This is a genomic window from Aeribacillus composti (assembly GCF_031760945.1).
GTDB classification, from domain to species: domain Bacteria; phylum Bacillota; class Bacilli; order Bacillales; family Aeribacillaceae; genus Aeribacillus; species Aeribacillus composti.
The window spans coordinates 2,747,500-2,770,041 of sequence record NZ_CP134501.1; the positions used below are offsets into that span (position 1 = coordinate 2,747,500).

A 22,542-nucleotide genomic window follows, 5' to 3' on the forward strand; every position below is an offset into this window, starting at 1 on the left:
GAACTTTTACCTACAACCTAGTAAGTAGGTTCTTCACTGTTTTCTGGTTCAAAGGAATACTGGATGAAGCAAAATAAAATATGGCGCTATCCGAGAAAAGCAAAATTTTGAAATCAAAAAGAAGACCACAAAATGCTTTTGTCGTCTTCTTTTTGAAATAGTAGTATATGGTGAATTAACACAAAAGCTAGACTGCCTTTTATTTGAAGCCGCTTAACGAAATAGGTTGACTAGTTCATTGATCGATAAAATGAAAAATAAAACAATATTTAAACTCAAAAGTACGTTGAAAAACCATTTATTTCGATCTTCCTTATGAGGAAGATGCTTTTTACTATTAAGCAAATAGATAAGGGTCAGCGCCAGAAAGGGCATAAATAGCGCACCAAGGGCACCATACAAAATAATGAGGCTCACAGGTTTTCCTATAAAATGCAAGAGCATTGGCGGGAATGTTAACCAAAAAACAAAAAATTTATAAGCTTTTGTCTTACTTAATTGTTCTTTATTCACATCATGTTTTTTAACTGTATAGACAAAATCAGCAAATAAATAAGAGACGCCATTCCAAACACCTAATACTGATGTAAAGGAAGCTGACCAAAAACCGATGAGAAATAAGATACGTACAGTTGGGGACAGCTCGTTTCCTAAAATGGTAGCAAATGATATGAGACCTTGCTCACCGTTAATGTTTGTATTCGTTCCATATAGTAATGCAGCCCCTAAAATTAATAAAGAAATTGTAAAAACTGCTGTAGTAATATAGGCAATCATGGAGTCAAATCTAACGTAGCGGAGGTAGGATCGATCCTTCCAATTGTTTTCCTGCAGCCAATAGCCATAAGACGCCATGGTAATGGATCCGCCAACTCCCCCAATTAATCCGAGTGCGTAAAGCAGTGACCCTTTCGGCAACGCCGGAACAGCAGTGTCCATGATATCAGAAAGTTCCGGCAGAACAATAACAGCTGAGCCGACAACCGAAATAAACATAAGTAGAATTAAAAGATTCATAACTTTTTCAAATAGCTTATATTGCCCCATCCATGTTAATAAAAAACCTAACAAACCGCTTATAACCGCCCATACCCATAAAGGCAAGACAGGAAATAATGCAGACAGAGCCAATGCACAAGATGAAGTCGCAGCCGCTCCATAAACAAATCCCCAAATAACCGAATAAACGCCAAAATAGCTTGTTGCCCATAATCCCATAGAATGCCAGCCTTCTAAAATAGTTTTTCCAGTCAGCAAATGATATCGGCCAACACCCTCATTTAAGGCAAATTTTAAAATAGCCCCGATAATGATTGCCCATAAAAAGACAAGTCCAAAATTTGTACCGGCAACTAAGGCAGCAACTAGATCACCGGCTCCGACGCCCGTTGCTGCGACAATTAACCCCGGACCAACGGCCGGCCACTTTTTTGTGGATTTGCCATGTTCCATCACTGTCACCTTCCATCTGAGATTTGAACGTAGAAATGAGTCATCTAATATTTCTTATGAATGATCTTTCTCACTAGGGAATATAAATGTGCATGAATCAATTGCTGGATGAACATATTTTCGCATCATGCTGTTATATCTAGTTTTAGCAATTGTTCATCCATGCGAAACTTTCTCATTTATAGTTCTTATGTAAAGAATTCATATTTTATTAATTGAATATTCTGTATTTTTAAGTCGATCGTTTTCATTGCTCTTGTATCAGCTGTTTGAAATGATTTCTCGCACCTGTCTCCTTCCCTTTGTAAACGATTACGACTGTAGAAATAAACATTTACATATCACTTCAATTTTGAAATAATTCTAATTGAAAATCATTATTATTAAGGAGGCATCAGAAATACCAATGGAAACATACAAAGTAGCCAATATAATTAAAGAGCGTCGATCGATTAAAGAATTTAAGAAAGATCCAATCCCTAAAGAAGTAATATGTGAATTATTAAATACGGCTGTTTGGGCTCCTAATCATGGATTAAGAGAGCCATGGCGGTTCGTGCTGTTTATGAATGAAGGAAAAGAAAAATTAGTTGCTGCTATTGCACAAGAAACGAACAATGGAAAAAATATCGATCGATTACGAGAAAAGCTGCTGCCGATTCCAGCACATTTATTGGTAATCATGAAAGAGGATCCGCGTCAAAAGCAGTGGGAGGAGGATTTAAAAGCGACAAGTGCATTAATCCAAAATTTTCAACTAGCTGCATGGGAAAAAGGTATTGGCGTTATATGGAAAACAGGTGCTTATATTTATTCACCATCTTTCCGACAAAAAGTTGGAGTAGAACCAGGAGAAAAAATTGTCGGCCTTCTACATATTGGCTATCCTGCCTCAATCCCAGAACCAAAACAGCGGACAAACGCAGAAGAAAAATTGACGATTATTGAATCATATTGAAAGGGAAAAGATTCAAGAGGAAATATTTTGTACAGCCTTCAAAAAATCTCCCACCTCAAGAGATAGAAGAAAAAAACGATCAGCAGGTGGGAGATATATCAGTGTGATGGCAGTGATTCTAATGTGTGCAAAGAAAAAAGCTAATGCTTTATTCAAGGAAGTGTGATTTTTAAATTGATTAGGATTAAGCACGTACTCCAAAAAATTTTTTGATTTTTGCGATAACACCTTTTTCAGGCTCATCTAATGATTGAAGCGGAACCGCTTCACCTAAAATTCTTCTCGCAATATTGCGGTAGGCAATGGAAGCACGATTGTCAGGGTTCATTACAATCGGTTCACCATTATTAGACGCTTTTATTACCTCATCATCATCAATTACAATCCCCAACAAATCAATAGAAAGATGGCTGACAATTTCATCGACATCCAGCATATCACCGTTTTTCATTAAATGATTTCGGATCCGATTAATAATTAATCGTGGCGGCTCAATATCTTCCTTCTCCAGCAAACCGATAATTCGATCCGCATCTCTCACAGCGGAAACTTCTGGTGTTGTCACGACAATCGCTTGATCCGCACCGGATACGGCATTTTTATATCCTTGTTCAATCCCGGCAGGACAGTCGATAATAATATAATCAAAATCTTGTTTTAGCTGATCAATTAATTTTTTCATCTGCTCAGGTGTTACGGCAGTTTTATCGCTAGTTTGCGCTGCAGGCAGCAAATAAAGAAAATCATTAAAGCGTTTATCTTTTACGAGAGCTTGATGAATTTTGCATCGTTCTTGGACAACATCAACTAAATCATAAATAATCCTGTTTTCCAATCCCATGACAACATCGAGGTTCCGCAAGCCGATATCTGTATCAACTAGACAAACTTTCTTTCCCATAATGGCAAGGGCTGTACCAACATTTGCAGAAGTTGTTGTTTTGCCGACCCCGCCCTTGCCAGAAGTGACCACAATTGCCTCACCCATTCATTATTCCCCCTTCAAGCCTAGTTAAATTGGGTCTCAGATGAGCTAATTGTTGAATCCGTTCAATAATGATTGTCCCATTTTCATCAATATATGCGCATTCCATATCATTTCGAAATGATGGCTCCTTCTGATCGGGTGGCCTACTTAAAATATCGGAGATCCTCAGCTGTGTCGGCTTCATCAAGGAGGCGGCAATCACTGCATTTCGATTCCCTTCAAAACCAGCATGAGCTATGCCTTTTAAAGCCCCCATGACAAAAATATTGCCCGTTGCCATGACTGTCCCGCCAGGATTGACATCTCCTATCAGCAACAAATCCCCTCTAATTTTCAACACTTGCCCAGAACGGACGACTTTAGCAACTGAGATAACATCTGCTTCCTCTTTCCACTTCAACGCCTCTTCCTTTGAGATGACATTTGAATCAATTGCATCGACAATTAAATTTCTTTTTTTTCTTATTACGTCTTTTATTTTCTCCTCTTGTTCCTCCGTCAAAAAACGATTTCCAGCCTTTATCGTCACCCTGATCATCGGTTCATTTTCCTGAACATACTGCCTTTTGGAGAGCATCGAATCCAGTTCATTCACAATATCATGAAACGAACAGGAATCATCTAAATATAATGTCAATCCATCCTTTGTGCCTTTTATCGTTACATAATATGGTCTTTGAGCTTTCACGAAGTTCACCCCAACAAAAATCTATTTCGACAGCAATAACAAAAACTCCTCTATCAAACTTTAAAACCTAATCGTTGTGTTCACCTATTTTCAAGCCCAAAACGAATTTCTTTAAAGGATAGATTAACACACAAGCTAATACAAAATTCAGAGCAAGTGTCGGTAGCAGGCGTTCAATTGTAAACAATTGCAGAGGAACAGCTGTCATCCCGATTAGTAAATAAATACCGTATGTGAAAAATTCAAGCAATGCAACGGAAAGCTCAGTTAAAAAAATTAAAACAAAAATATTGGGATTGAGCACCCGCAAAGCTTGCATCACTAAATATGCCAAGGTCGGAAATGAGAAAGCATATATGCCGATAACTTGCGTGTAAACAACATCGAACAATAAACCGAAAACAATTCCATAAATGACGGCAATTTTCCGAGAGCCGTACGCTGCCAAGATGACAATCATCAATAGTAAAAGATGGGGAACTGCCACTTGGTGATCTGAAAGAAAAGGGATCGGAACAAGATCAACGATGATGCTTTCCAATACGAAAATAAACATAACCATTACGGGGAGGAAAAACGTTCTCAAGAGTCTTCCTCCTCTTCCAATTGATTGATATCAACTGTTGGAAGAACCCGCTCGATGATCATGACACGATCTATATCATAAAAGTCAGCTGATGGGGTTATATAAGCTATCTTTGTTAATCCGTACGAATCAAGTTCGACTTTTTTTACTTTTCCGATCACTAAACCTTCAGGAAACACTCCGCCAAGGCCAGAAGTCGCTACAATTTGATTTTCTTTGATTTGAGCATTTGATTCAATGATGTTCATTTCAAGAGCATTTTCCTGCTCACTGTAGCCGACAATGAGGCCGAATACCTTTCCGTTATTCGTATGAACCATTGCTGAAATCCGGTTTTTTCTGTCGGAAGCACTTAAAAGCTGAACGGTGGACGTAAATTCAGAAGTATTTTTCACTTTCCCGATCAATCCTTTTGCCGTTATAACCGCCATGTCTTTTTTGATTCCGTGCTGTTCGCCTTTATCAATTTTGATATAATCATGCCAACGATCAGGATTTCTTGCGATGACTGTCCCTTGGATCGACTTATATTTTCTTATATCGTTATCAGCAGATAATTTTAATTCTTCTTTTAATTGTCTGTTTTCCTGTTCTAATTCCTGCAGCTTTTCCTCCAATTGAATATAATTATTCAGTTGTTTGCGAAGCAGCTCGTTTTCTTCGTATGTATTTTTTAAATGATTCAAATTCTCAAAGAAGCCCGCAATATATTGTGCGGGCTGATGAAATACCTTCTGGACTAGTCCAACCGAATCTTGAATAAACTTCTCCTGCCACGAAAGATTGCGGTCTTCCTTTAGGGAAAAACCAATCAATGCCACCAAAATAATGATCCCGACAAGGAGCACAATTAATCGTTTATTTAGAAAAAATTGTGGCATGATTTACACCTCTAACTTATCTGTGGTCTTTTGTACGATTTTTAAATAGGTGGATATGTTCAAGAGCTTTTCCTGTTCCGACCGCTACACAATCAAGAGGATTTTCCGCAATGATTACAGGCATTTTCGTTTCGTCGCTTATAACTTTGTCTAAATTGCGAAGAAGGGCGCCCCCACCAGTTAAAACAATTCCTCGATCCATAATATCCGCCGCAAGTTCAGGCGGAGTTTTTTCCAAAGTAATTTTTACAGCATCTACGATCGCATAGACAGTATCGCGTAATGCCTCTGAAATTTCTGTCGCAGTAATTTCAATCGTTTTCGGAAGGCCTGTTAACAAATCTCTTCCGCGAATTTCCATGTTTTCAACACCTTCCGGAGCGCTTGCAGAACCGATTTCAAGCTTCACCGCTTCCGCTGTCCGATCACCAATCATTAAGTTGTAGGTTTTACGGATATAGTTAATGATGGCTTCATCCATTTCATCACCGGCAACACGGATAGATTGGCTTGTCACAATTCCGCCGAGAGAAATGATGGCAACTTCCGTTGTTCCCCCGCCGATGTCTACAACCATGCTTCCGGTCGGTTCCCAAACTGGAAGGTTGGCTCCAATAGCAGCCGCAAATGGTTCTTCGATCGTATACGCATCTCTAGCGCCTGCTTGTCTCGTTGCATCAATGACCGCACGTTCTTCAACCGCAGTTATTCCCGAAGGAACACAAACCATCACATAAGGTTTTCGCGAAAAAATACCTGCATTTTTTGTTGCCTGTTTTATGTAGTATTTCATCATCGTAGCAGTCGTTTCATAATCAGCAATCACTCCGTCTTTCATTGGTCGAAGTGCTACAACATTTCCAGGCGTACGCCCGATCATATTTTTTGCATCATTACCAACTGCAACAATTTGCTTTGTATCAGTTTGCAAAGCAACTACAGATGGTTCACGCACTACAATACCTTTTCCTTTCACAAACACTAACGTATTGGCTGTCCCTAAATCTATTCCAAGGTCTCTCGTACCAATTCCAAACATAGCTGTTGTATCTCCCTTTCTTCCAAAATAAATACGTTTTTATATTCATGTAAATGTCTAATCATTATTGAAAAAACCCATAAATTATATTATAACGTAATTTTTCAAAAAAAAAAGTGCTATCAATACCCTGCGTAAAATAAAAATTTGCGAGGTATTTTTCATGAAACTTGATGAAAAGCTGATCATTGTGTTGGACGCCTCAAAAATTTTTACTAAAAAATTTTCCTAGTGGAGAATAGAGGATGAAAAATAGATGTCACAGCAAATACCGCCCGTATGAAAACCTTGATTTAATTTATCCATTGAGAATAATAACTTAAAAATATTACAAGTCCATACAAAAAATATTATTTTATGTTTACAAATCCCCCCTTTGCACTCTTTATTAGCGATGGTTTAGAATGTCATAAAAAATAATGGTTTTTTCAGTTGATTGTGTTTCAATTCAAATGACTCCAATAAAGTATTACATAACAATTCTGCCGAAGTTTCAAGTTCATCTATTATTGAAAATCACTAAAATATGAGATTTTTCTCCAACTTTGGCTCTTCTTATGTCGCAAACCCTTTGTAAATGCGGACATCATTTGGAGCTCGCGAGGCCGTGCAAATGTTTTTTTGAAATTCCTTCTATCATGCACTTACGCGTTGTAATAACGTTACTGCCCTGCTTCAAGCAGCTTTTTATCGTGCTTTGCGAGGCTGGTCAGTATGTTATATACCGTTGATGTCTCCCATCTGTCCCCCTGCAAATTCAGCAAGACGGTGGTTGTTCGCATTACGTGTCTAGAAGCGCAAAAATCTGTCCGAAAAAGCGCTAGCAGTTCAGAATCCAAAGCTATTAACTGTAAAACGTGTTAGGATTGATTTTAAATGAAGGTATACTTTTTCACCCATTTATAACTCGGGAAAATAAGTTTTTTAACCATATAAAGTGTGTAAAAATAACTCCTTTTTCGCAATGACAAAATTTTGGGTGAAATGTAATGATTATACATATAAGTGGTTTTCATAAAATTTTGTTGCCGGAACTGAGGTAGAATGACTAGAGTAAAATGAATTGTTTTTCAATAATAAGTTAGCTGGTCTGATGCAGTTGCCAAAAAAAGAACATCAATACAAATTCAAGTGCACAATCACATGGGCAGCAGTACGACGAGGATCTTAACTTTAGAAGTCTGTAACTAAACAGGTAATCTTAAATGAAAACATGCTTCCTCACAATTCTTTATAAAAGACAGGAGCATCATATGAGTAATATAAAATAGAACCTTATATATGGAAGTTTTCCAATAAAGTAAAGGGATGCTATTGATTATATATCAAGCCATTCTCCATCAGCAATAGATATTCAAAGATAAAAATTCATAAAACTGCGAATGTCATTTTTAAGCTTAAAAAATTGGAAGTCATTTATCAATAATTTCATAGATCTAATCTTCACACATCATAAAAAGAGGTGCACTTCATATCCAGTGCACCCCAACAATTGACATAGAACCTTTTAAAAAAACGTTATAAATATCCCTTTTCTTTTAAACTGACGTATTTACGCTCTCCGATTATGATATGATCTAAAAGTTCAATCCCGATCAGCTTTCCGCATTCGGACAAGCGCCTCGTGACTTCAATATCCTCTTTGCTTGGGGAGGGATCTCCTGATGGATGATTATGGATACAAATAAAAGATGCAGCTGAACATTTCAATGCCTCCTTGAAGACTTCTCTTGGGTGAACAATTGATGTATTTAAACTGCCGATGAAAATCGTTTGCTTATGCAGCACTTGGTTTTTAGTGTTTAAATATAAACCTACGAAATGCTCTTGTTTTAAAAAGCGCATTTCTTCCATGACATAATTGGAGGCATCTTGTGGAGAACGAATGACATACCGATCTTCGTATGCGAGCTGATGAATTCTTTTTCCCAATTCTAATGCTGCTATAATTTGCACCGCTTTTGCTTTTCCAATGCCGGGTATGCCCATAATTTCCTGAACTGACGCCTCTTTTAACATTCTAAGACCCCCGAAAGTTTTTAAAAGCTTATTCGCCAGTTCAAGCACTGATTCTCCCTTTGTCCCTGTTCTCAATAAAATTGCCAGCAGCTCATGGTTGGAAAGGCCTTTTGGTCCGTTGTGTATCAATCGTTCCCTTGGTCTTTCTTCTTCTGGAAAATCTCGAATAGCGAGCATATCTTTCCCCCTTGTTTGTTACCAGTGAAATCCAAAATTTTTTAATTCTCTGTACAGTCTTGAAACAGGAAGACCGACAACTGTAAAATAATCGCCATCAATTTTTTTCACTAGCAATGAGCCGAAATGTTGAATTCCATAAGCACCCGCCTTGTCCATTGGTTCGTTTGTCTCAATGTATTCCAGGATTTCATCGTCTGAAAGCGGCCAAAAAGTAACTTTTGTTGATTCAGAAAATGTCGTATGCTTTTCACCATGAATAATCGAAACTGCTGTTAAAACAGTATGTGTTTTCCCAGAAAGTGATTTTAACATGTAATAGGCGTCACGGCGGTCTTTCGGCTTTCCTAGTATTCGATTTTCGAGGATCACCGCCGTATCTGCTCCGATGACATATGCATCTTTATACCTTTCGGCTACATGAAAGGCTTTTTGAAAGGCAAGTTTTTGAATGGCTTTTTCGGGTTCAGCTTCTTCGTCCAGCCTCTCTTCCAAATTGCTTTCAATCACAGCAAATGGTATTCCTAACAGCTTGAGGAGTTCTTTTCTTCGCGGAGAGCTTGATGCAAGTATGAGGCGTTCCATTTTTATTTCATCCTTTCAACCAATACTATCCGTATGTTATCAAAAAAGGCTTTTGCAAACAATTTTTCAAAAAAGAATTATCTAATCGCCATTAATAAAAACATTTATTCAATTTACAGAAAAAACTACATTATCTAAGGAAAACTGCTTGTGAAAATAAAAAAAGAAAACGTATGCTCGAGCAAACGCTTTCCCGTTATCAAGAAAGTTTTTCAAAAAAATCTAGCAGCGACTGCTGCAGGCTCCATAGCTGTTCATTTGCCGATTTTTCTGTTTGCAGTTTTTTTACTGCTGCCAAAATTGAATCGTCTTTTATTTGGCCAGCCTCATTTAATAATGACTCTACTTTCTCTTGTTCCGGGGCGGTTCCATTCACAAAAGACGAAGACAGCTTCAGCATCTCCTCAACGACCGTTTTTGTTTTTTCGTTTTCCACCTTTCCTTCCCATTTCATCTTTTTCACAAACGTTTCAATTTGATGTGATTCAGCCATGTTTTTCAACTCTTCTGCTGTCTTTTTATCCAACGCTGCCCCAACGAATACGTAATGATCGCCGCCTTGTGGAACGATAACAGAAGGCAATCCTTTAGCCTTTATCTGCCCGCTGACGGTTTCCGCCCCTTCTTTTTTTGTAAATTTTCCGGCTTGTACCATATAAACTTCAAAAACGATGTTTTCCGCACCGCTTGGCGCTGAAGCATTGCTAACGTTCTGTCTTTGAGGAGACTTTGACACATCCCTCAATTCAGATGATACAGGCATTGAATCGTTTGAAATAAATTGCAGGGCTAAAACACCAAAACTCAGTCCAAGAATAACAGCAAATATGATCGATATCACATAATTTTTTATTTTAGGAGGCAGCGTTCTGCTATTGTTCTTTGAGAAGGCTATTTTCGGGTTTTCTTTCTTATCCTCCTCATCATCCGGCAAAATCCAAGGAAAAGATGTCTCCTCTTCGTTCTTATCCTCTGATGCTGCCATTTCTTTTTCAGCCTTCACCTTTTCCTCCCAGCTGGATACTTTTAATTGTTTGCCAGTTTCACTTGGTTCAGCAGAAACATCCGTATCGTTGGAAAAATTGTTTTCCTGACCGTTGATTTTAATGGTTATTTTCGATGATGGCTTGTCCAAAATGATCACCGCCCTTTTTATGCTGGACAAACTTTTTTTTATGCTAACATATGTAAAATAAAAAAGAACGAGACATTTGTCGCCTCGTTCATAATTGTTGTCGTTTTTTTTCGACATCCTCGTACTCATGAGCTATGTTTTATATGTTTTCTCACTTCACCGATAAAATAAAGGGAACCTGTAATAATGAGAACCGTTTCGTCATCCATTGTGTTGATAATCTTTTCATAGGCAAGCTCCCAATTGTCTTCATACTCTTTATCCTTCATGTCGCAAGCCTCGTATAATTCTTTCGCATCAGCTGCTTTCGGGAAATGAAAGGTTGTAAAAATGATTCGATTTGCCGTTTGTGCAGCCTGCTCGATCATTTCTTTATATTGCTTGTCCTTCACACACGAAAATAACATGATGATTTTCTTATCAGGGTAAAACTTTTGTACAGTTTCTTTCAACGCTGCCATTCCTTCCGGATTATGTGCTCCGTCCAAAATGACTCTCGGTTTTTCCTTTACTTCTTCAAAACGCCCTTTCCAAAAAGTGCGCTTCAGTCCTTCCTGTATATGCTCCTCCTCTATGATAAACGAATAATAAACTCTTAAATAATCAAGCGTCATGACACTCAGTGCAGCATTGATCGCTTGATGGTTTCCTTTCATCTGTAATGAAAGGCTGTTATATCGTTTAAAGGGGGTTTGTACAAAAAATTCATCAAAATCTCCTGCGTGAAAATCCCTAGTGAGCCAATAATGCTTTGCTTTTTTTTCTTTTGCAACACGCTCAATGACATCAAGGGCTTCCTTTTGTTCCACAGCTGTAATGACAGGAACTCCGTTTTTAATAATGCCTGCCTTTTGCTCTGCAATCTCTTCTATCGTTGAGCCAAGGATGTTTAAATGATCATGTCCAATCATTGTAATCACTGAAAGAATAGGATTCGCAATATTCGTAGAATCCCATTTTCCCCCGAGTCCTGTTTCTAATAAAACAACATCCGGCACGTTGATTTTGCCAAAATAATAAAACATCATCGCAGTAATGACTTCAAACTCTGTCGGTGCTCCAAGCTCCGTTTTCTCAAGCTCGTCAACAACCGGTTTGATCACATTGGATAGCTGCAATATTTCCTCTTCAGAAATGGGATTGCCATCTATCGTAATTCGTTCATTGAATGATTCCAAATAAGGCGAGGTGAAAGCACCTACTTTATATTCAGCGGCTTTTAACACCTCTTGCATAAAAGCAATCGTTGATCCTTTCCCGTTTGTTCCGGCTACATGAATGAAGCGGCATCTTCTTTCCGGATGATCAAGCTTTTCCATCATCCATTCCATTCGCTGGAGACCAGGCTTTATTCCAAAGGTTAGGCGGGAATGTATCCACTTGAGTGCTTCTTCATATGTTTGAAACATATAAATTCCCCTCCTTGAACTCTCGAACATTTTCAATGAATTTGAATGGCCGGATGTATCATAAACGTTTTGATGGAAGAAAATCCGGGGCATACCCGGATTTGTTTTAGCCTTTCAGCTCCTGAAGGCGTTTTAACACCGCCTGCTGTTTTTCTAAATAGTCCTTTTCTTTTGCCCGCTCTTCTTCTACGACTTCTTTCGGTGCTTTTTTAATAAATCCTTCATTGGCAAGCTTTTTCTGAACGCGCTCGACTTCTTTATTCCATTTCTCTAATTCTTTTTCAAGCCGTTTGATTTCTTCTTCCACATTAATGAGTCCTTCAAGAGGAAGAAATACTTCTGCCCCGCTCACAACAGCTGTCATAGCCTTGTCAGGAGCTTCAATGTTTGTATCAATTGTTAATGAGCTAGGATTGCAAAATCTCTCTAAATAGCTGCGGTTTTTCTCCAACTGGTTTTTAACTTCTTCACTATGAGCATGAATGATCATATCCACCTGCTTCTTCATCGGCGTGTTCACTTCAGCGCGAATATTACGGACTGAGCGAATCACATCAACTAGAAGCTTCATTTCGTTTGCAGCTTTTTCATCAGAAAGCTCCCGACGTACAACCGGCCATGAAGCAATTGTAATCGATTCTCCCTGATGAGGAAGGTGCTGCCAAATTTCTTCTGTTATAAACGGCATAAAAGGATGAAGGAGTCGCAATGTTTGATCTAACACATATGCCAAAATGGAACGAGTTGTCTTTTTCGCTTCCTCATCATTTCCGTACAGCGGAATTTTTGCCATTTCAATATACCAGTCGCAAAAATCATCCCAAATAAAATTGTACAGCACCCGACCGGCTTCGCCAAATTCATATTTTTCCGCAAGTCTTGTAACAAGCTCAATCGTTTCATTTAACCGTGTGAGAATCCATTTATCTACCACTGATTTTTTTCCGTTTAAATCAATTTCTTCATATGTTAAACCGTTCAAATTCATCAGTACAAAGCGGGAGGCGTTCCATATTTTATTGGCAAAATTCCACACGGCTTCTACTTTTTCAAAGCTGAATCTTAAATCCTGTCCTGGGCTTGAGCCGGTAGCTAAAAAGTAGCGCAAAGAGTCCGCACCGTATTTGTCAATAACATCCATCGGATCGACGCCATTGCCTAATGATTTGCTCATTTTTCTTCCTTCTGAATCGCGCACAAGTCCATGAATCAAAACATCTTTAAACGGTCTTTTCCCAGTAAACTCCAATCCTTGGAAAATCATCCGCGAAACCCAAAAGAAAATAATGTCATACCCGGTAACAAGGACATCTGTCGGATAATAGCGTTTATAATCTTTTGCCTCTTTATCAGGCCAGCCCATTGTTGAAAACGGCCATAAAGCAGAGCTGAACCATGTATCTAACACATCTGGATCCTGCTCCCAATTTTCAATATCTTTAGGCGGCTCATGATCAACATAAACTTCGCCTGTTTCCTTATGATACCAAGCTGGAATGCGATGTCCCCACCATAACTGACGGGAAATACACCAGTCGCGAATGTTTTCCAGCCAATGCAAATACGTTTTTTCAAATCGTTCAGGAATAAAATGAACTTTCCCTTCTGTTTTCTGAAGGTTCAAAGCAGCTTCGGCCAAAGGCTTCATTTTCACAAACCATTGAGTTGATAAATACGGCTCGATAACTGCTCCGCTTCGTTCACTATGGCCTACGGAATGGATATGCTCTTCAATTTTAAATAAAATTCCTTCCTCCTGCAGGTCTTTCACCAACTGCTTCCGGCATTCAAAGCGATCCATTCCTTCATATTTTCCCGCTTTTTCATTCATTGTCCCGTCTTCATTCATGACTAATATTCTTTCTAAATTGTGGCGGTTTCCGATTTCAAAGTCGTTCGGATCGTGTGCAGGAGTTATTTTTACTGCTCCTGAACCGAATTCCATATCGACATATTCATCTGCGACGATCGGAATTTCCCGTCCTGTTATTGGCAGCTTCACTGTTTTTCCGATTAAATGCTTATACCTATCATCATCAGGATGAACTGCCACTGCTGTATCCCCAAGCATCGTTTCCGGGCGAGTGGTCGCGACTTCAATATATCCGGATCCATCAGCCAGCGGATATTTTAAATGATAAAGTGCCCCTTTCACTTCTTTATAAATGACTTCGATATCGGAAAGGGCTGTTTTTGTCACCGGATCCCAGTTAATAATGTATTCTCCTCGGTAAATAAGACCTTTTTTATAAAGCGATACAAAAACCTCTCTTACAGCTTTTGAAAGACCTTCATCAAGGGTGAACCTCTCTCTTGTGTAGTCAAGACCTAGGCCTAATTTTGCCCATTGTTTGCGAATATGGTCTGCATATTCTTCCTTCCATTTCCATGTTTCTTCTACAAATTTTTCCCGCCCGAGATCATACCGACTTTTCCCTTCTTCGCGCAGCTTTGCTTCCACCTTGGCTTGTGTGGCGATTCCCGCATGATCCATCCCTGGCAGCCACAAAACATCGTACCCTTGCATTCGCTTCATTCGGGTAATAATATCTTGAAGAGTTGTATCCCATGCATGTCCAAGGTGAAGCTTACCGGTGACGTTTGGCGGAGGAATAACGATCGTGAAAGGAGTTTTCCCCTCATCATCTTTTGCTTCAAAAAATTTTCCCTCGAGCCAAAATGCATACCGATCCTCTTCAACCGTTTTCGGATCGTATTTTGGGGAAAGAGTGATTTGTGAATTCGACATATTTATGAAAACCTCCTTATTTTCATTCTAAAATATAAAAACTCCTTCCATCCTAAAAGGACGAAAGGAGATGTTTTCGCGGTACCACCTTTTTTCACAGATACGTCTGTGCACTTCTTTCAGGTAACGGCTAATGCCGGCTCCCTTTACTAAAAGCTTTCAAGGAAGCTGCTCCAGGGCGACTTTCCAACGGGATCTCCTAGGAAATCTTCCAGCCTGCGATTTCCCTCTCTGGAAGGAGTCGTTCGTTGTACTACTCCCCTTCAACACATTTTCACAAACTATATAAATTTCTATATTTAATAGTACTAAAAAATTGTTTTTTTCGTCAATATTTTCCCCATCTTCCTTAACCTTTAAACAAAAATCACAAAATGTTCTTTATTTCATAATATAAATTAACAAAGTTGAAGGTGATCAGCATGAGAAAAAAAATAAAACCATACTATATTCAATCGTTTATTAAACAATTCCGATCTACTCTTGAACAGTTCATCGTTCCTTTAACGATTTTTCAGGGAATTCGAACAATCCTTTTACCAACTATGTTTGATATTATTTTATTAGCCATTTTACTATTTCTAGCAGCCGCGTTGTATATGGAACGGGGTTAAAGCTGACAGATCCCCCATTCATTCTGATGCCAATGAATCGTTTTCTAGTTTTTCATTCCATTTTAAAGCAATGTACCCGGTATTTTTCATTTGCCAGTATGCTCTTAACAGCTGTTTGCAATATTCTAATTCTCCCTTTTCGCTTTTCTTTTTTTGATATTGCCGGACAAGCTTTAATAATTTGGCTGGATAAGATAAATAGCTTATCAACAGCAATCTCTCAGTTTTTGTTAAAGGAAGCACTTTTTCGTACTCTGATATATATTGCACATTTTCATCACTAACGGTTGGTTCTGCTTCGGAGAGGTTCATAAACATTAAGAAAAGGTCATAAATTGGAGTAGCAAATGCTGCATCTTCCATATTAATAAAATAAATTTTCCCTTTTGGATCTAACAGAAAATGAGATAAGGAGACATTTACTTTGTTCAGTGCAATTCGCATGTGAGGGGATTGCTTTATTTCGTTATACCACTCATCAAGCTTTGCTTCAGCAAATAAGATGGCTTGCCTCGTTTCAAAATAATAGCTGAAGACCGCCAATTCAAAAGGCGACATATACCATTTTTTTTCGATTTGTTCCATAAATGCTTCCAGCAGGTTGAAATTTCTCTTCCACTTGTTCTGAATCTGTTGATACACATTTTCGAGCTGAACTAGAGGTATGTTGATTTCCTGTTTTGTTTTTTTATGGAGTTTCGCTAAGTGGTAAAAAAGGATTGAGGCATTTTTTTCATCAACGATTGAACCTTCCATCCAAGGCATTAAATAAAACGATTTCGTTGAGTCATTAACAAACACATTTCCGTTCGTTGTCCTATAAATCGGCACGATTCCTAAAGATGGAAAGTCGTGAAAAATTGAATATAATTTTAGAATGTTTCTTTGCTTTTTAATCGTTGTTCGTTTTAAAGCATATGTTCTTTTTTCACAATGAATTTTCAAGACATTTTTTGTTTTTTTCTCTAAATAAATCGGTTTGATTGGATAATGCTGCAAAATCCTCATGGCCGTTTTCAGATCATCGCTCATCTTCCCACACGCCTTTAAAGAAAATAAAGAAAAGCTTGAGGTGGTTGGATCCCTCTCAAGCCGCTTGCAAAAATTACGTTTGTTGTGTTTCAAGAACCGGGATATATAAAATGTCTCCTTCACTAATCTCTTTATCATGGTGAAATTGATTTACTCGATTGAGCTGCTGAAGCGTAATGTTGTAGCGTTCGCAAATATTTTCGAGCGAGTCTCCCTGCTGGACAATGTACATTCTTAATTTAGAAAATTCTTCTTCCTCATTTTTCGTAAACAATTTTGTTAAATATAAGGTGTTATCATTTTTCCTTACAGATTCTTTTTCTTCATCGTCTTTTTCGACATAATTGGAAATTTTATTGATCACTGGCTTTTCTTCTTCTATGCGGCCTTTCTCTTCCAAACTGACTTGATTTTTCTTCGCTTCAACAGTGAATGTATCGTAATCCGTTTCCGTTTCTTCTTCTCTCTTTAATGGCATCATAAAAACAATGTCTGCCGTCTCTTCATTGTCATCCTTTTGAACAGCATCACGATCATGTTCGATTTGCTCATTTTGATCGCGTTCGGCTGTATCGAATTCGAAATATTCATTAAGACTTTTCTGTTCATTGTCTTTTTCAATATTTTCCGCTTTGTTGATTGGTTCATCGTTGAAACGATTTTCTTTGATCGTTGATTCGGTTTCATCTTCTTCCCTTACATCAGACTGTCGAACGGATGAGATTTCCGCTTCAGCATCTATGATCTCGTCCACTTCATTTGCAGCAGTTTCTTCCGCCTGCTCTTCTCGAATTCCGTAAATGGATAGATCAGCTATAAGCTTTAAACCATTTGCTTCCGGAAAATCATAATCAAATGATTCAATCGCCACAAACACCTCTTCTAAATTGGCAATTCTTTTTTTCGGTATTGTAATATCGACCGGAAGCTCGTGTCTAAATTCCATTACACCGTCATTTCTCGCTTCTACATTTTGTATATAACGGGCGATGGAGGAGGTTTGAAGAAGTTTATCATTCTGTTGCTCCTCTCCATCGAATTTGTATTCTCCGGAAAGCTCTAGAGCACCTTTTATCGTTACATATCCATCATGTTCTTCAATTGAGATGTCAGGTTCCAGTGAAATGGACAATAGTTCAGAAGGTTGAAAATGATGGCGAAACAAGACCGATTCCTCTACCGAAAATCGTAAAACGGACGTTTCTTCAATGGACATGCGGACTTCCTCCTTTCTCCAATCAATCTAATTTATCGTGCCATTAAAGATGTATGAAGGAGGATGGCAAAATATGCACGGGAAACAAAAATAAAAGGACCAGCTTCAATCAGAAGCTAGTCCTTTTAGCTCGTTATCTCAAAACCGAAAAAGCTTTTTCACATGCTTCTATTGTTTTTTCAATATCTTCATCCGAATGCTCTGTTGACAGAAACATTCCTTCAAATTGGGAAGGAGGCAAGTAAATGCCTTCATCCGCCATAACACGATAATACTTTGCAAAAAAATCAAGGTTTGATGTTTTTGCTTTTTCGTAATTGACAACATCTTCATTTGTAAAGAAAAATCCGATCATTGATCCCGCTCTATTAATCGTATGAGGGATTTCATATTTTTGAGCAGCTTTGCGCAATCCTTCCTCTAATTTATCCGCTTTTCTTTTAAATTCTTTATATGTGTCTGGTGTAAGCTGAATGAGTGTTTCATATCCGGCTGTCATCGCAAGCGGATTTCCTGAAAGTGTCCCCGCTTGATAAATAGGACCGACAGGAGCGATTTTTCCCATGATGTCCGCCCGTCCGCCATAGGCTCCGACTGGAAGTCCTCCTCCAATGACTTTTCCCAAACATGTCAAATCCGGGGTCACTCCAAAGTATCCTTGGGCGCAATGATAGTCAACGCGAAAACCGGTCATCACTTCGTCAAAAATCAGAAGCGATTCGTATTGTTTGGTGATCTCGCGCAAGCCTTCTAAAAAGCCTTCTTTAGGCGGTACAACACCCATATTTCCAGCTACTGGCTCGACGATCACGGCAGCTATGTCTTCGCCAAATTTTTCAAAAGCAAAGCGGACGCTCTCTAAATCATTATATGGAACAGTAATCGTATGCTGGGCAATTCCTTCCGGCACCCCTGGACTATCCGGAAGCCCTAATGTGGCAACTCCTGATCCAGCCTTAATGAGCAGCGAATCTCCATGGCCATGATAACATCCTTCAAATTTTAAAATTTTATTTCTTCCCGTATATCCGCGGGCAAGGCGCAATGCGCTCATTGTCGCTTCCGTACCAGAGTTCACCATCCGCACAATTTCAACGGAAGGAACCCTCTCCACAACAAGCTCCGCCAGCTTATTTTCAATCAAGGTCGGTGCCCCAAAGCTCGTTCCTTGCTCCGCTATTTTCTTTAATGCTTCAACAACTCTGTCATTGGCATGTCCTAAAATTAACGGTCCCCATGAAAGAACATAATCAATATATTCGTTGCCATCAATGTCATACACTTTAGAACCTTTTCCGCGCTCAATAAAGATCGGATTCATTTGAACGGATTTAAACGCGCGCACAGGGCTGTTGACCCCGCCGGGCATCAATGTCTTCGCTTTTTCAAATGCTTTTATCGAACGTTCATATTTCATGAAATGAGCCCCCTTTTCAATAATCAGACTGTTCATCTAACCAACGGGCAACATCTTTTGCATGGTACGTAATAATTAAATCCGCGCCGGCTCTTTTCATGCTTGTAAGCATTTCAAGGACAGTGCCTTTTTCATCAATCCATCCATTTTCAGCTGCCGCTTTAATCATTGAGTACTCGCCGCTTACATTATAAGCAACGACAGGAAGGTTAAAATGATTTTTAACATCACGGACAATGTCTAAATAAGAAAGCGCCGGTTTCACAATTAAAAAATCGCATCCTTGTTCAACATCTGCTTCTGCTTCCCTTAATGCCTCCAGCCTGTTAGCCGGATCCATCTGGTACGTCTTCCGATCACCGAATTTCGGCGTGCTTTCAGCCGCTTCCCGGAACGGTCCGTAAAAAGCACTGGCATATTTGACCGCATATGACATAATTGGAATATGAACAAATCCTTCTTCATCAAGCGCTTCCCGAATGGCTGCGACAAATCCGTCCATCATATTGGATGGAGCAATTATATCCGCCCCGGCTTTTGCCTGGCTGACAGCTGTTTTGGCTAATAATTTTAACGAAGCATCATTTACAATTTGCCCGTTTTCCACAACTCCGCAATGACCGTGATCAGTATATTCGCATAGACAAGTATCTGCGATAACGACAAGATCAGAATGCTGCTGTTTAATTTGAGCGATAGCCCGCTGCACGATGCCATGATCATGGTATGCTCCTGAACCGACTTCATCCTTTTCATGAGGAATGCCGAATAAAATAACTGATTTAATTCCCAGCTTGACAACTTCTTCAATTTCTTCATTTAACAGGTCCAATGAAACTTGAAAAACTCCCGGCATCGATTGCACTGGATTTTTTTGATTTTCTCCTTCGACAACAAAAATCGGATATATTAAATCTTCTTTATGAAGGCGGGTTTCCCTGACCATAGCCCGCAGATTAGCTGTATGCCGCAATCGTCTGTGCCGTGCAAAATTCAGCATGATCTATTCCTCCCTTTTTTCTGCGTATGTACACATTTTTTCCAGCATTCCATCAATTGTATATTTTTCCGGCATAATGCAAGTACACTTTATTTTATAAGACAACAATTTATCTCTTGTTATCGGTCCGATGCAAACAAACACAATATCCCGAACCCTGTTTTCCAGCCCGTTTCTTTTGACAATTTTCATAAATGCAGAAGCTGTGGAAGAACTCGTCAGCGTAATAAAATCAATCGTTTTATTTTCAAGCAAATGCAACACTTCTTTTTCATTTTCCAACAATTGTATTGTTTCATAAACAACAAAATCAAAGAAAAAAATCTTTTTTTCTGTTAATACTTCACGTAAATAAGTGCGTGCCAAATTCCCGCGGGCAATTACTATTTTGCTGTCTTGCCGAACATGATCGATTAATTCTTCCGCTAAGCTTTCGGCACGAAACTCTTCAGGACATAAAGATACCTTCCATCCTATTTTCTCCGCAGCTTTTTTTGTCTTTATACCGACACAAGCAACGTTGACGTTTTTCAGATCTTCTAATTCCAATGACAAGTCTTTTACATGTTCGGAAAAATATTGAACGCCGTTTGCACTAGTAAAAACAATCCAGTCTTTAGATGTTAACTGTTTTAAAACGGGGAGGGCATTGAAATCCGTTTCTGTTTTCCTCGTTGCAATTAACGGAACTTCTATAGGACAGCCTCCCGCCGCTTGAATTTTCTTTGAGAATTCGGCAGCCTGGCTGTTCGCTCTCGTCACTAACACATTAAAACCATTCAATGGTTTTTCAGCACTCATTCATGGTTTAGCTCCTTTCTCACTTGTTCGACCAGCTCTTTGGCGCCTTGAGACGATAGAAGTGCTGCCATATCCTTTCCAAGTAAATTCGGATCTTTTCCAGTTTTCGTCTCTTTATATACCGTTTTTCCATTCGGAGATGCAACAAGTGCTGTCAACACAATTTCTTCATTTTCATCAACTTGAGCTAAACCGGCAATAGGCACTTGACAGCTTCCTTCCATATCATGCAAAAAAGCCCGCTCTGTTAAAACGGCTTTCTCCGTCCGTTCGTCATTTAGTTTTCTTAAAGCTGCAAGCAGTTCATGATCATCTTCTCGGCATTCTATCGCCAAAGCTCCCTGACCGACTGCCGGAACGCACATATCAGGCGGTAAAAAGTACGCTTTTTCCAATTCGTCTTTCCAGCCCATTCGTTTAAGACCTGCTGCTGCTAAAATGATTGCATCATAATCGTTGCCTTCCCGCAGCTTCTTTAGACGCGTATCAATATTTCCGCGAATCCAACGGACGGTTACATCGGGGCGGACGGCTAAAATTTGGGCGCTCCTTCTTAAGCTGCTCGTTCCAACAACAGCGCCAGCTTTCAAATCTCTTAAAGTTTGGCAATCCTTCGAAATCAAAACATCGCGGTAATCTTCTCGTTTAGGAATGCAGCCGATCGTCAAGCCATTCGGCAAGACAGACGGCACATCCTTCATGCTGTGCACGGCCATATCAATATCACCGTTTAGCATAGCCTGCTCAATTTCTTTTACAAAAAGGCCTTTCCCGCCTACTTTTGAAAGAGTGACATCAACTATTTTATCACCTTTTGTGACAATTTCTTTTATTTCGAATTCAAATGGGGCTCCAAGCTCTTTTAATCTCTCGATCACCCAATTTGTTTGGGCGATTGCTAACCGACTTCGCCTTGACCCGACAATAATTTTTCGCATAAACATCCTCCTGAGCACATGCATTAATGGAAATTCGATAAGCTTCCAAATAAAAAGAAATTAACTAACAGCACTAAAAATGAGGCAACGTTTAAAAAGGCAATTCTTTTCCATTGCCACTCTTTTACTACTCTGGCATACAAATAAAAACTGTATATGCCTAAAACAGAAAATGAGCCGATCACTTTTGCATCATACCAGTTCAAATTTGGCACCTTTAAATAAGCCCATATCATTCCTAAAATGAGAGCTAATAGCAATATAGGTACACCGATCATATTTAAAACATATGTCATATAATCCAGTTTTGCCAAATCTTGAATGCGATGAAGCCTTTTCCCCCATTTTTTCTTTTTTAATAAGTTGTGCTGTATCAAATAAAGAATGGAAAAAACAAATGAAAGCGAAAACGCTCCGTATGATAGTATCGCCATCGTGATATGGATCAATAACAGTTCTGAAATTAACCTGCTGGATACTTCAGTCGATACTGCCTCTGAAGGAGCAAACGTCCGGATGGCCATAATGATAAAACCAATGACATTCGTAAAGAAGACAATAAAATCGACTCGAAGCAGCCGGTTGATCACAAGGGAAAGAGTGACCAATACCCATGCATAAAAATAAAGACCTTCCGCTATGTTTAAAACCGGAAATCTGCCCGTTTGCGCCATTTGCGAAAATAAAAAAAAGGATTGTAAAACCCAGACAATAGAAAGTAACCAGAAGGCTATTTTGTTTGCCTTCCGGTTATGATGCAAAAAATCTATAAAATATAAGAAAACGCTCAATGCATATAAAACAATCATCAATTCGTTTAATCTAATGATATTCCAATCAAACATATATTAGTTTTTC

20 protein-coding genes and 1 other annotated feature are annotated in these 22,542 nt (G+C 38.9%); of the genes, 2 read left to right on the plus strand and 18 right to left on the minus strand.

The window, feature by feature from the left end; genetic code table 11:
* Window positions 1–213 precede the first annotated feature (213 nt).
* Window positions 214–1,452 (minus strand): Nramp family divalent metal transporter, encoded by a 1,239-nt coding sequence (locus RI196_RS13405; RefSeq protein WP_130156089.1) that lies wholly within the window; start codon window positions 1,450–1,452, stop codon window positions 214–216.
* A gap of 406 nt (window positions 1,453–1,858) precedes the next feature.
* On the opposite strand from RI196_RS13405, the gene RI196_RS13410 reads away from it, so the two are divergent.
* Window positions 1,859–2,410: a nitroreductase family protein gene (locus tag RI196_RS13410; protein ID WP_063387948.1), complete on the plus strand. Its 552-nt coding sequence runs from the start codon at window positions 1,859–1,861 to the stop codon at window positions 2,408–2,410.
* A gap of 184 nt (window positions 2,411–2,594) precedes the next feature.
* Here RI196_RS13410 and minD read toward each other — a convergent pair whose 3' ends face one another.
* The 10 genes from minD to RI196_RS13460 form a co-directional block, all read right to left on the minus strand.
* On the minus strand, window positions 2,595–3,398 hold the full coding sequence (gene minD / locus RI196_RS13415) for a septum site-determining protein MinD (RefSeq protein ID WP_063387946.1): 804 nt from the start codon (window positions 3,396–3,398) through the stop codon (window positions 2,595–2,597).
* Complete coding sequence (gene minC / locus RI196_RS13420; protein WP_082829524.1) at window positions 3,391–4,095, minus strand: septum site-determining protein MinC; 705 nt, start codon at window positions 4,093–4,095, stop codon at window positions 3,391–3,393. The genes minD and minC overlap by 8 nt, the downstream gene beginning before the upstream one ends.
* Window positions 4,096–4,153: 58 nt before the next feature.
* On the minus strand, window positions 4,154–4,672 hold the full coding sequence (mreD, locus tag RI196_RS13425; protein WP_311066363.1) for a rod shape-determining protein MreD: 519 nt from the start codon (window positions 4,670–4,672) through the stop codon (window positions 4,154–4,156).
* On the minus strand, window positions 4,669–5,553 hold the full coding sequence (gene mreC, locus RI196_RS13430; protein ID WP_311066364.1) for a rod shape-determining protein MreC: 885 nt from the start codon (window positions 5,551–5,553) through the stop codon (window positions 4,669–4,671). The genes mreD and mreC overlap by 4 nt, the downstream gene beginning before the upstream one ends.
* Before the next feature lie 16 nt (window positions 5,554–5,569).
* Window positions 5,570–6,592 carry a rod shape-determining protein gene (locus tag RI196_RS13435; RefSeq protein WP_063387942.1) on the minus strand — a complete coding sequence of 341 codons (1,023 nt, stop codon included), beginning with the start codon at window positions 6,590–6,592 and terminating at the stop codon, window positions 5,570–5,572.
* A 1,518-nt stretch (window positions 6,593–8,110) separates the two neighbouring features.
* Window positions 8,111–8,788, minus strand: coding sequence for a RadC family protein (gene radC / locus RI196_RS13440; protein ID WP_130156096.1), 678 nt, complete (start codon window positions 8,786–8,788; stop codon window positions 8,111–8,113).
* An 18-nt stretch (window positions 8,789–8,806) separates the two neighbouring features.
* Window positions 8,807–9,373, minus strand: a complete 567-nt coding sequence (locus RI196_RS13445) for a Maf family protein (RefSeq protein ID WP_094246292.1) — start codon at window positions 9,371–9,373, stop codon at window positions 8,807–8,809.
* Between the two features lie 199 nt (window positions 9,374–9,572).
* Entirely contained in the window at window positions 9,573–10,508 is a 936-nt protein-coding gene (locus RI196_RS13450; RefSeq protein ID WP_161939813.1) for an SPOR domain-containing protein, read from the minus strand.
* Window positions 10,509–10,633: 125 nt separating this feature from the next.
* Window positions 10,634–11,917, minus strand: coding sequence for a bifunctional folylpolyglutamate synthase/dihydrofolate synthase (locus tag RI196_RS13455; RefSeq protein ID WP_066249739.1), 1,284 nt, complete (start codon window positions 11,915–11,917; stop codon window positions 10,634–10,636).
* Between the two features lie 106 nt (window positions 11,918–12,023).
* Window positions 12,024–14,666, minus strand: a complete 2,643-nt coding sequence (locus RI196_RS13460; RefSeq protein WP_311066365.1) for a valine--tRNA ligase — start codon at window positions 14,664–14,666, stop codon at window positions 12,024–12,026.
* A 53-nt stretch (window positions 14,667–14,719) separates the two neighbouring features.
* Window positions 14,720–14,942: a binding site (T-box leader), on the minus strand.
* A 146-nt stretch (window positions 14,943–15,088) separates the two neighbouring features.
* Between RI196_RS13460 and RI196_RS13465 the strand changes: the two genes are divergently transcribed.
* Window positions 15,089–15,280, plus strand: coding sequence for a YszA family small membrane protein (locus tag RI196_RS13465; protein WP_063387843.1), 192 nt, complete (start codon window positions 15,089–15,091; stop codon window positions 15,278–15,280).
* 18 nt (window positions 15,281–15,298) lie between these two features.
* Here the strand turns inward: RI196_RS13465 and ysxE are convergent, their stop codons facing one another.
* From ysxE to RI196_RS13500, 7 genes are all read right to left on the minus strand, one after another.
* Complete coding sequence (gene ysxE / locus RI196_RS13470; protein ID WP_311066366.1) at window positions 15,299–16,312, minus strand: spore coat protein YsxE; 1,014 nt, start codon at window positions 16,310–16,312, stop codon at window positions 15,299–15,301.
* Window positions 16,313–16,385: 73 nt separating this feature from the next.
* On the minus strand, window positions 16,386–17,528 hold the full coding sequence (gene spoVID, locus RI196_RS13475) for a stage VI sporulation protein D (protein WP_311066367.1): 1,143 nt from the start codon (window positions 17,526–17,528) through the stop codon (window positions 16,386–16,388).
* Between the two features lie 133 nt (window positions 17,529–17,661).
* Window positions 17,662–18,945, minus strand: a complete 1,284-nt coding sequence (gene hemL / locus RI196_RS13480) for a glutamate-1-semialdehyde 2,1-aminomutase (protein ID WP_311066368.1) — start codon at window positions 18,943–18,945, stop codon at window positions 17,662–17,664.
* 16 nt (window positions 18,946–18,961) lie between these two features.
* Window positions 18,962–19,945, minus strand: coding sequence for a porphobilinogen synthase (gene hemB, locus RI196_RS13485; RefSeq protein WP_094246298.1), 984 nt, complete (start codon window positions 19,943–19,945; stop codon window positions 18,962–18,964).
* Between the two features lie 3 nt (window positions 19,946–19,948).
* Window positions 19,949–20,746: a uroporphyrinogen-III synthase gene (locus RI196_RS13490; RefSeq protein ID WP_311066369.1), complete on the minus strand. Its 798-nt coding sequence runs from the start codon at window positions 20,744–20,746 to the stop codon at window positions 19,949–19,951.
* A complete protein-coding gene (hemC, locus tag RI196_RS13495) occupies window positions 20,743–21,684 on the minus strand; it encodes a hydroxymethylbilane synthase (RefSeq protein WP_063387469.1) in 942 nt (313 codons plus the stop codon). Before hemC ends, RI196_RS13490 begins: the two co-directional genes overlap by 4 nt.
* A gap of 23 nt (window positions 21,685–21,707) precedes the next feature.
* Window positions 21,708–22,529, minus strand: a complete 822-nt coding sequence (locus RI196_RS13500; RefSeq protein ID WP_063387468.1) for a cytochrome c biogenesis protein — start codon at window positions 22,527–22,529, stop codon at window positions 21,708–21,710.
* Window positions 22,530–22,542: the final 13 nt, after the last annotated feature.

Bases quoted from the DNA above. Each gene is read 5' to 3' on its own strand.
- mreC (WP_311066364.1), bottom strand. From the start codon at position 5,553: ATGCCACAATTTTTTCTAAATAAACGATTAATTGTGCTCCTTGTCGGG.
- RI196_RS13455 (WP_066249739.1), bottom strand. From the start codon at position 11,917: ATGTTTCAAACATATGAAGAAGCACTCAAGTGGATACATTCCCGCCTA.
- hemB (WP_094246298.1), bottom strand. From the start codon at position 19,945: ATGCTGAATTTTGCACGGCACAGACGATTGCGGCATACAGCTAATCTG.
- hemL (WP_311066368.1), bottom strand. From the start codon at position 18,945: ATGAAATATGAACGTTCGATAAAAGCATTTGAAAAAGCGAAGACATTG.
- RI196_RS13490 (WP_311066369.1), bottom strand. From the start codon at position 20,746: ATGAGTGCTGAAAAACCATTGAATGGTTTTAATGTGTTAGTGACGAGA.
- RI196_RS13500 (WP_063387468.1), bottom strand. From the start codon at position 22,529: ATGTTTGATTGGAATATCATTAGATTAAACGAATTGATGATTGTTTTA.
- RI196_RS13410 (WP_063387948.1), top strand. From the start codon at position 1,859: ATGGAAACATACAAAGTAGCCAATATAATTAAAGAGCGTCGATCGATT.
- hemC (WP_063387469.1), bottom strand. From the start codon at position 21,684: ATGCGAAAAATTATTGTCGGGTCAAGGCGAAGTCGGTTAGCAATCGCC.
- ysxE (WP_311066366.1), bottom strand. From the start codon at position 16,312: ATGAGCGATGATCTGAAAACGGCCATGAGGATTTTGCAGCATTATCCA.
- RI196_RS13465 (WP_063387843.1), top strand. From the start codon at position 15,089: ATGAGAAAAAAAATAAAACCATACTATATTCAATCGTTTATTAAACAA.
- RI196_RS13460 (WP_311066365.1), bottom strand. From the start codon at position 14,666: ATGTCGAATTCACAAATCACTCTTTCCCCAAAATACGATCCGAAAACG.
- minD (WP_063387946.1), bottom strand. From the start codon at position 3,398: ATGGGTGAGGCAATTGTGGTCACTTCTGGCAAGGGCGGGGTCGGCAAA.
- RI196_RS13405 (WP_130156089.1), bottom strand. From the start codon at position 1,452: ATGGAACATGGCAAATCCACAAAAAAGTGGCCGGCCGTTGGTCCGGGG.
- radC (WP_130156096.1), bottom strand. From the start codon at position 8,788: ATGCTCGCTATTCGAGATTTTCCAGAAGAAGAAAGACCAAGGGAACGA.
- spoVID (WP_311066367.1), bottom strand. From the start codon at position 17,528: ATGTCCATTGAAGAAACGTCCGTTTTACGATTTTCGGTAGAGGAATCG.
- RI196_RS13445 (WP_094246292.1), bottom strand. From the start codon at position 9,373: ATGGAACGCCTCATACTTGCATCAAGCTCTCCGCGAAGAAAAGAACTC.
- RI196_RS13435 (WP_063387942.1), bottom strand. From the start codon at position 6,592: ATGTTTGGAATTGGTACGAGAGACCTTGGAATAGATTTAGGGACAGCC.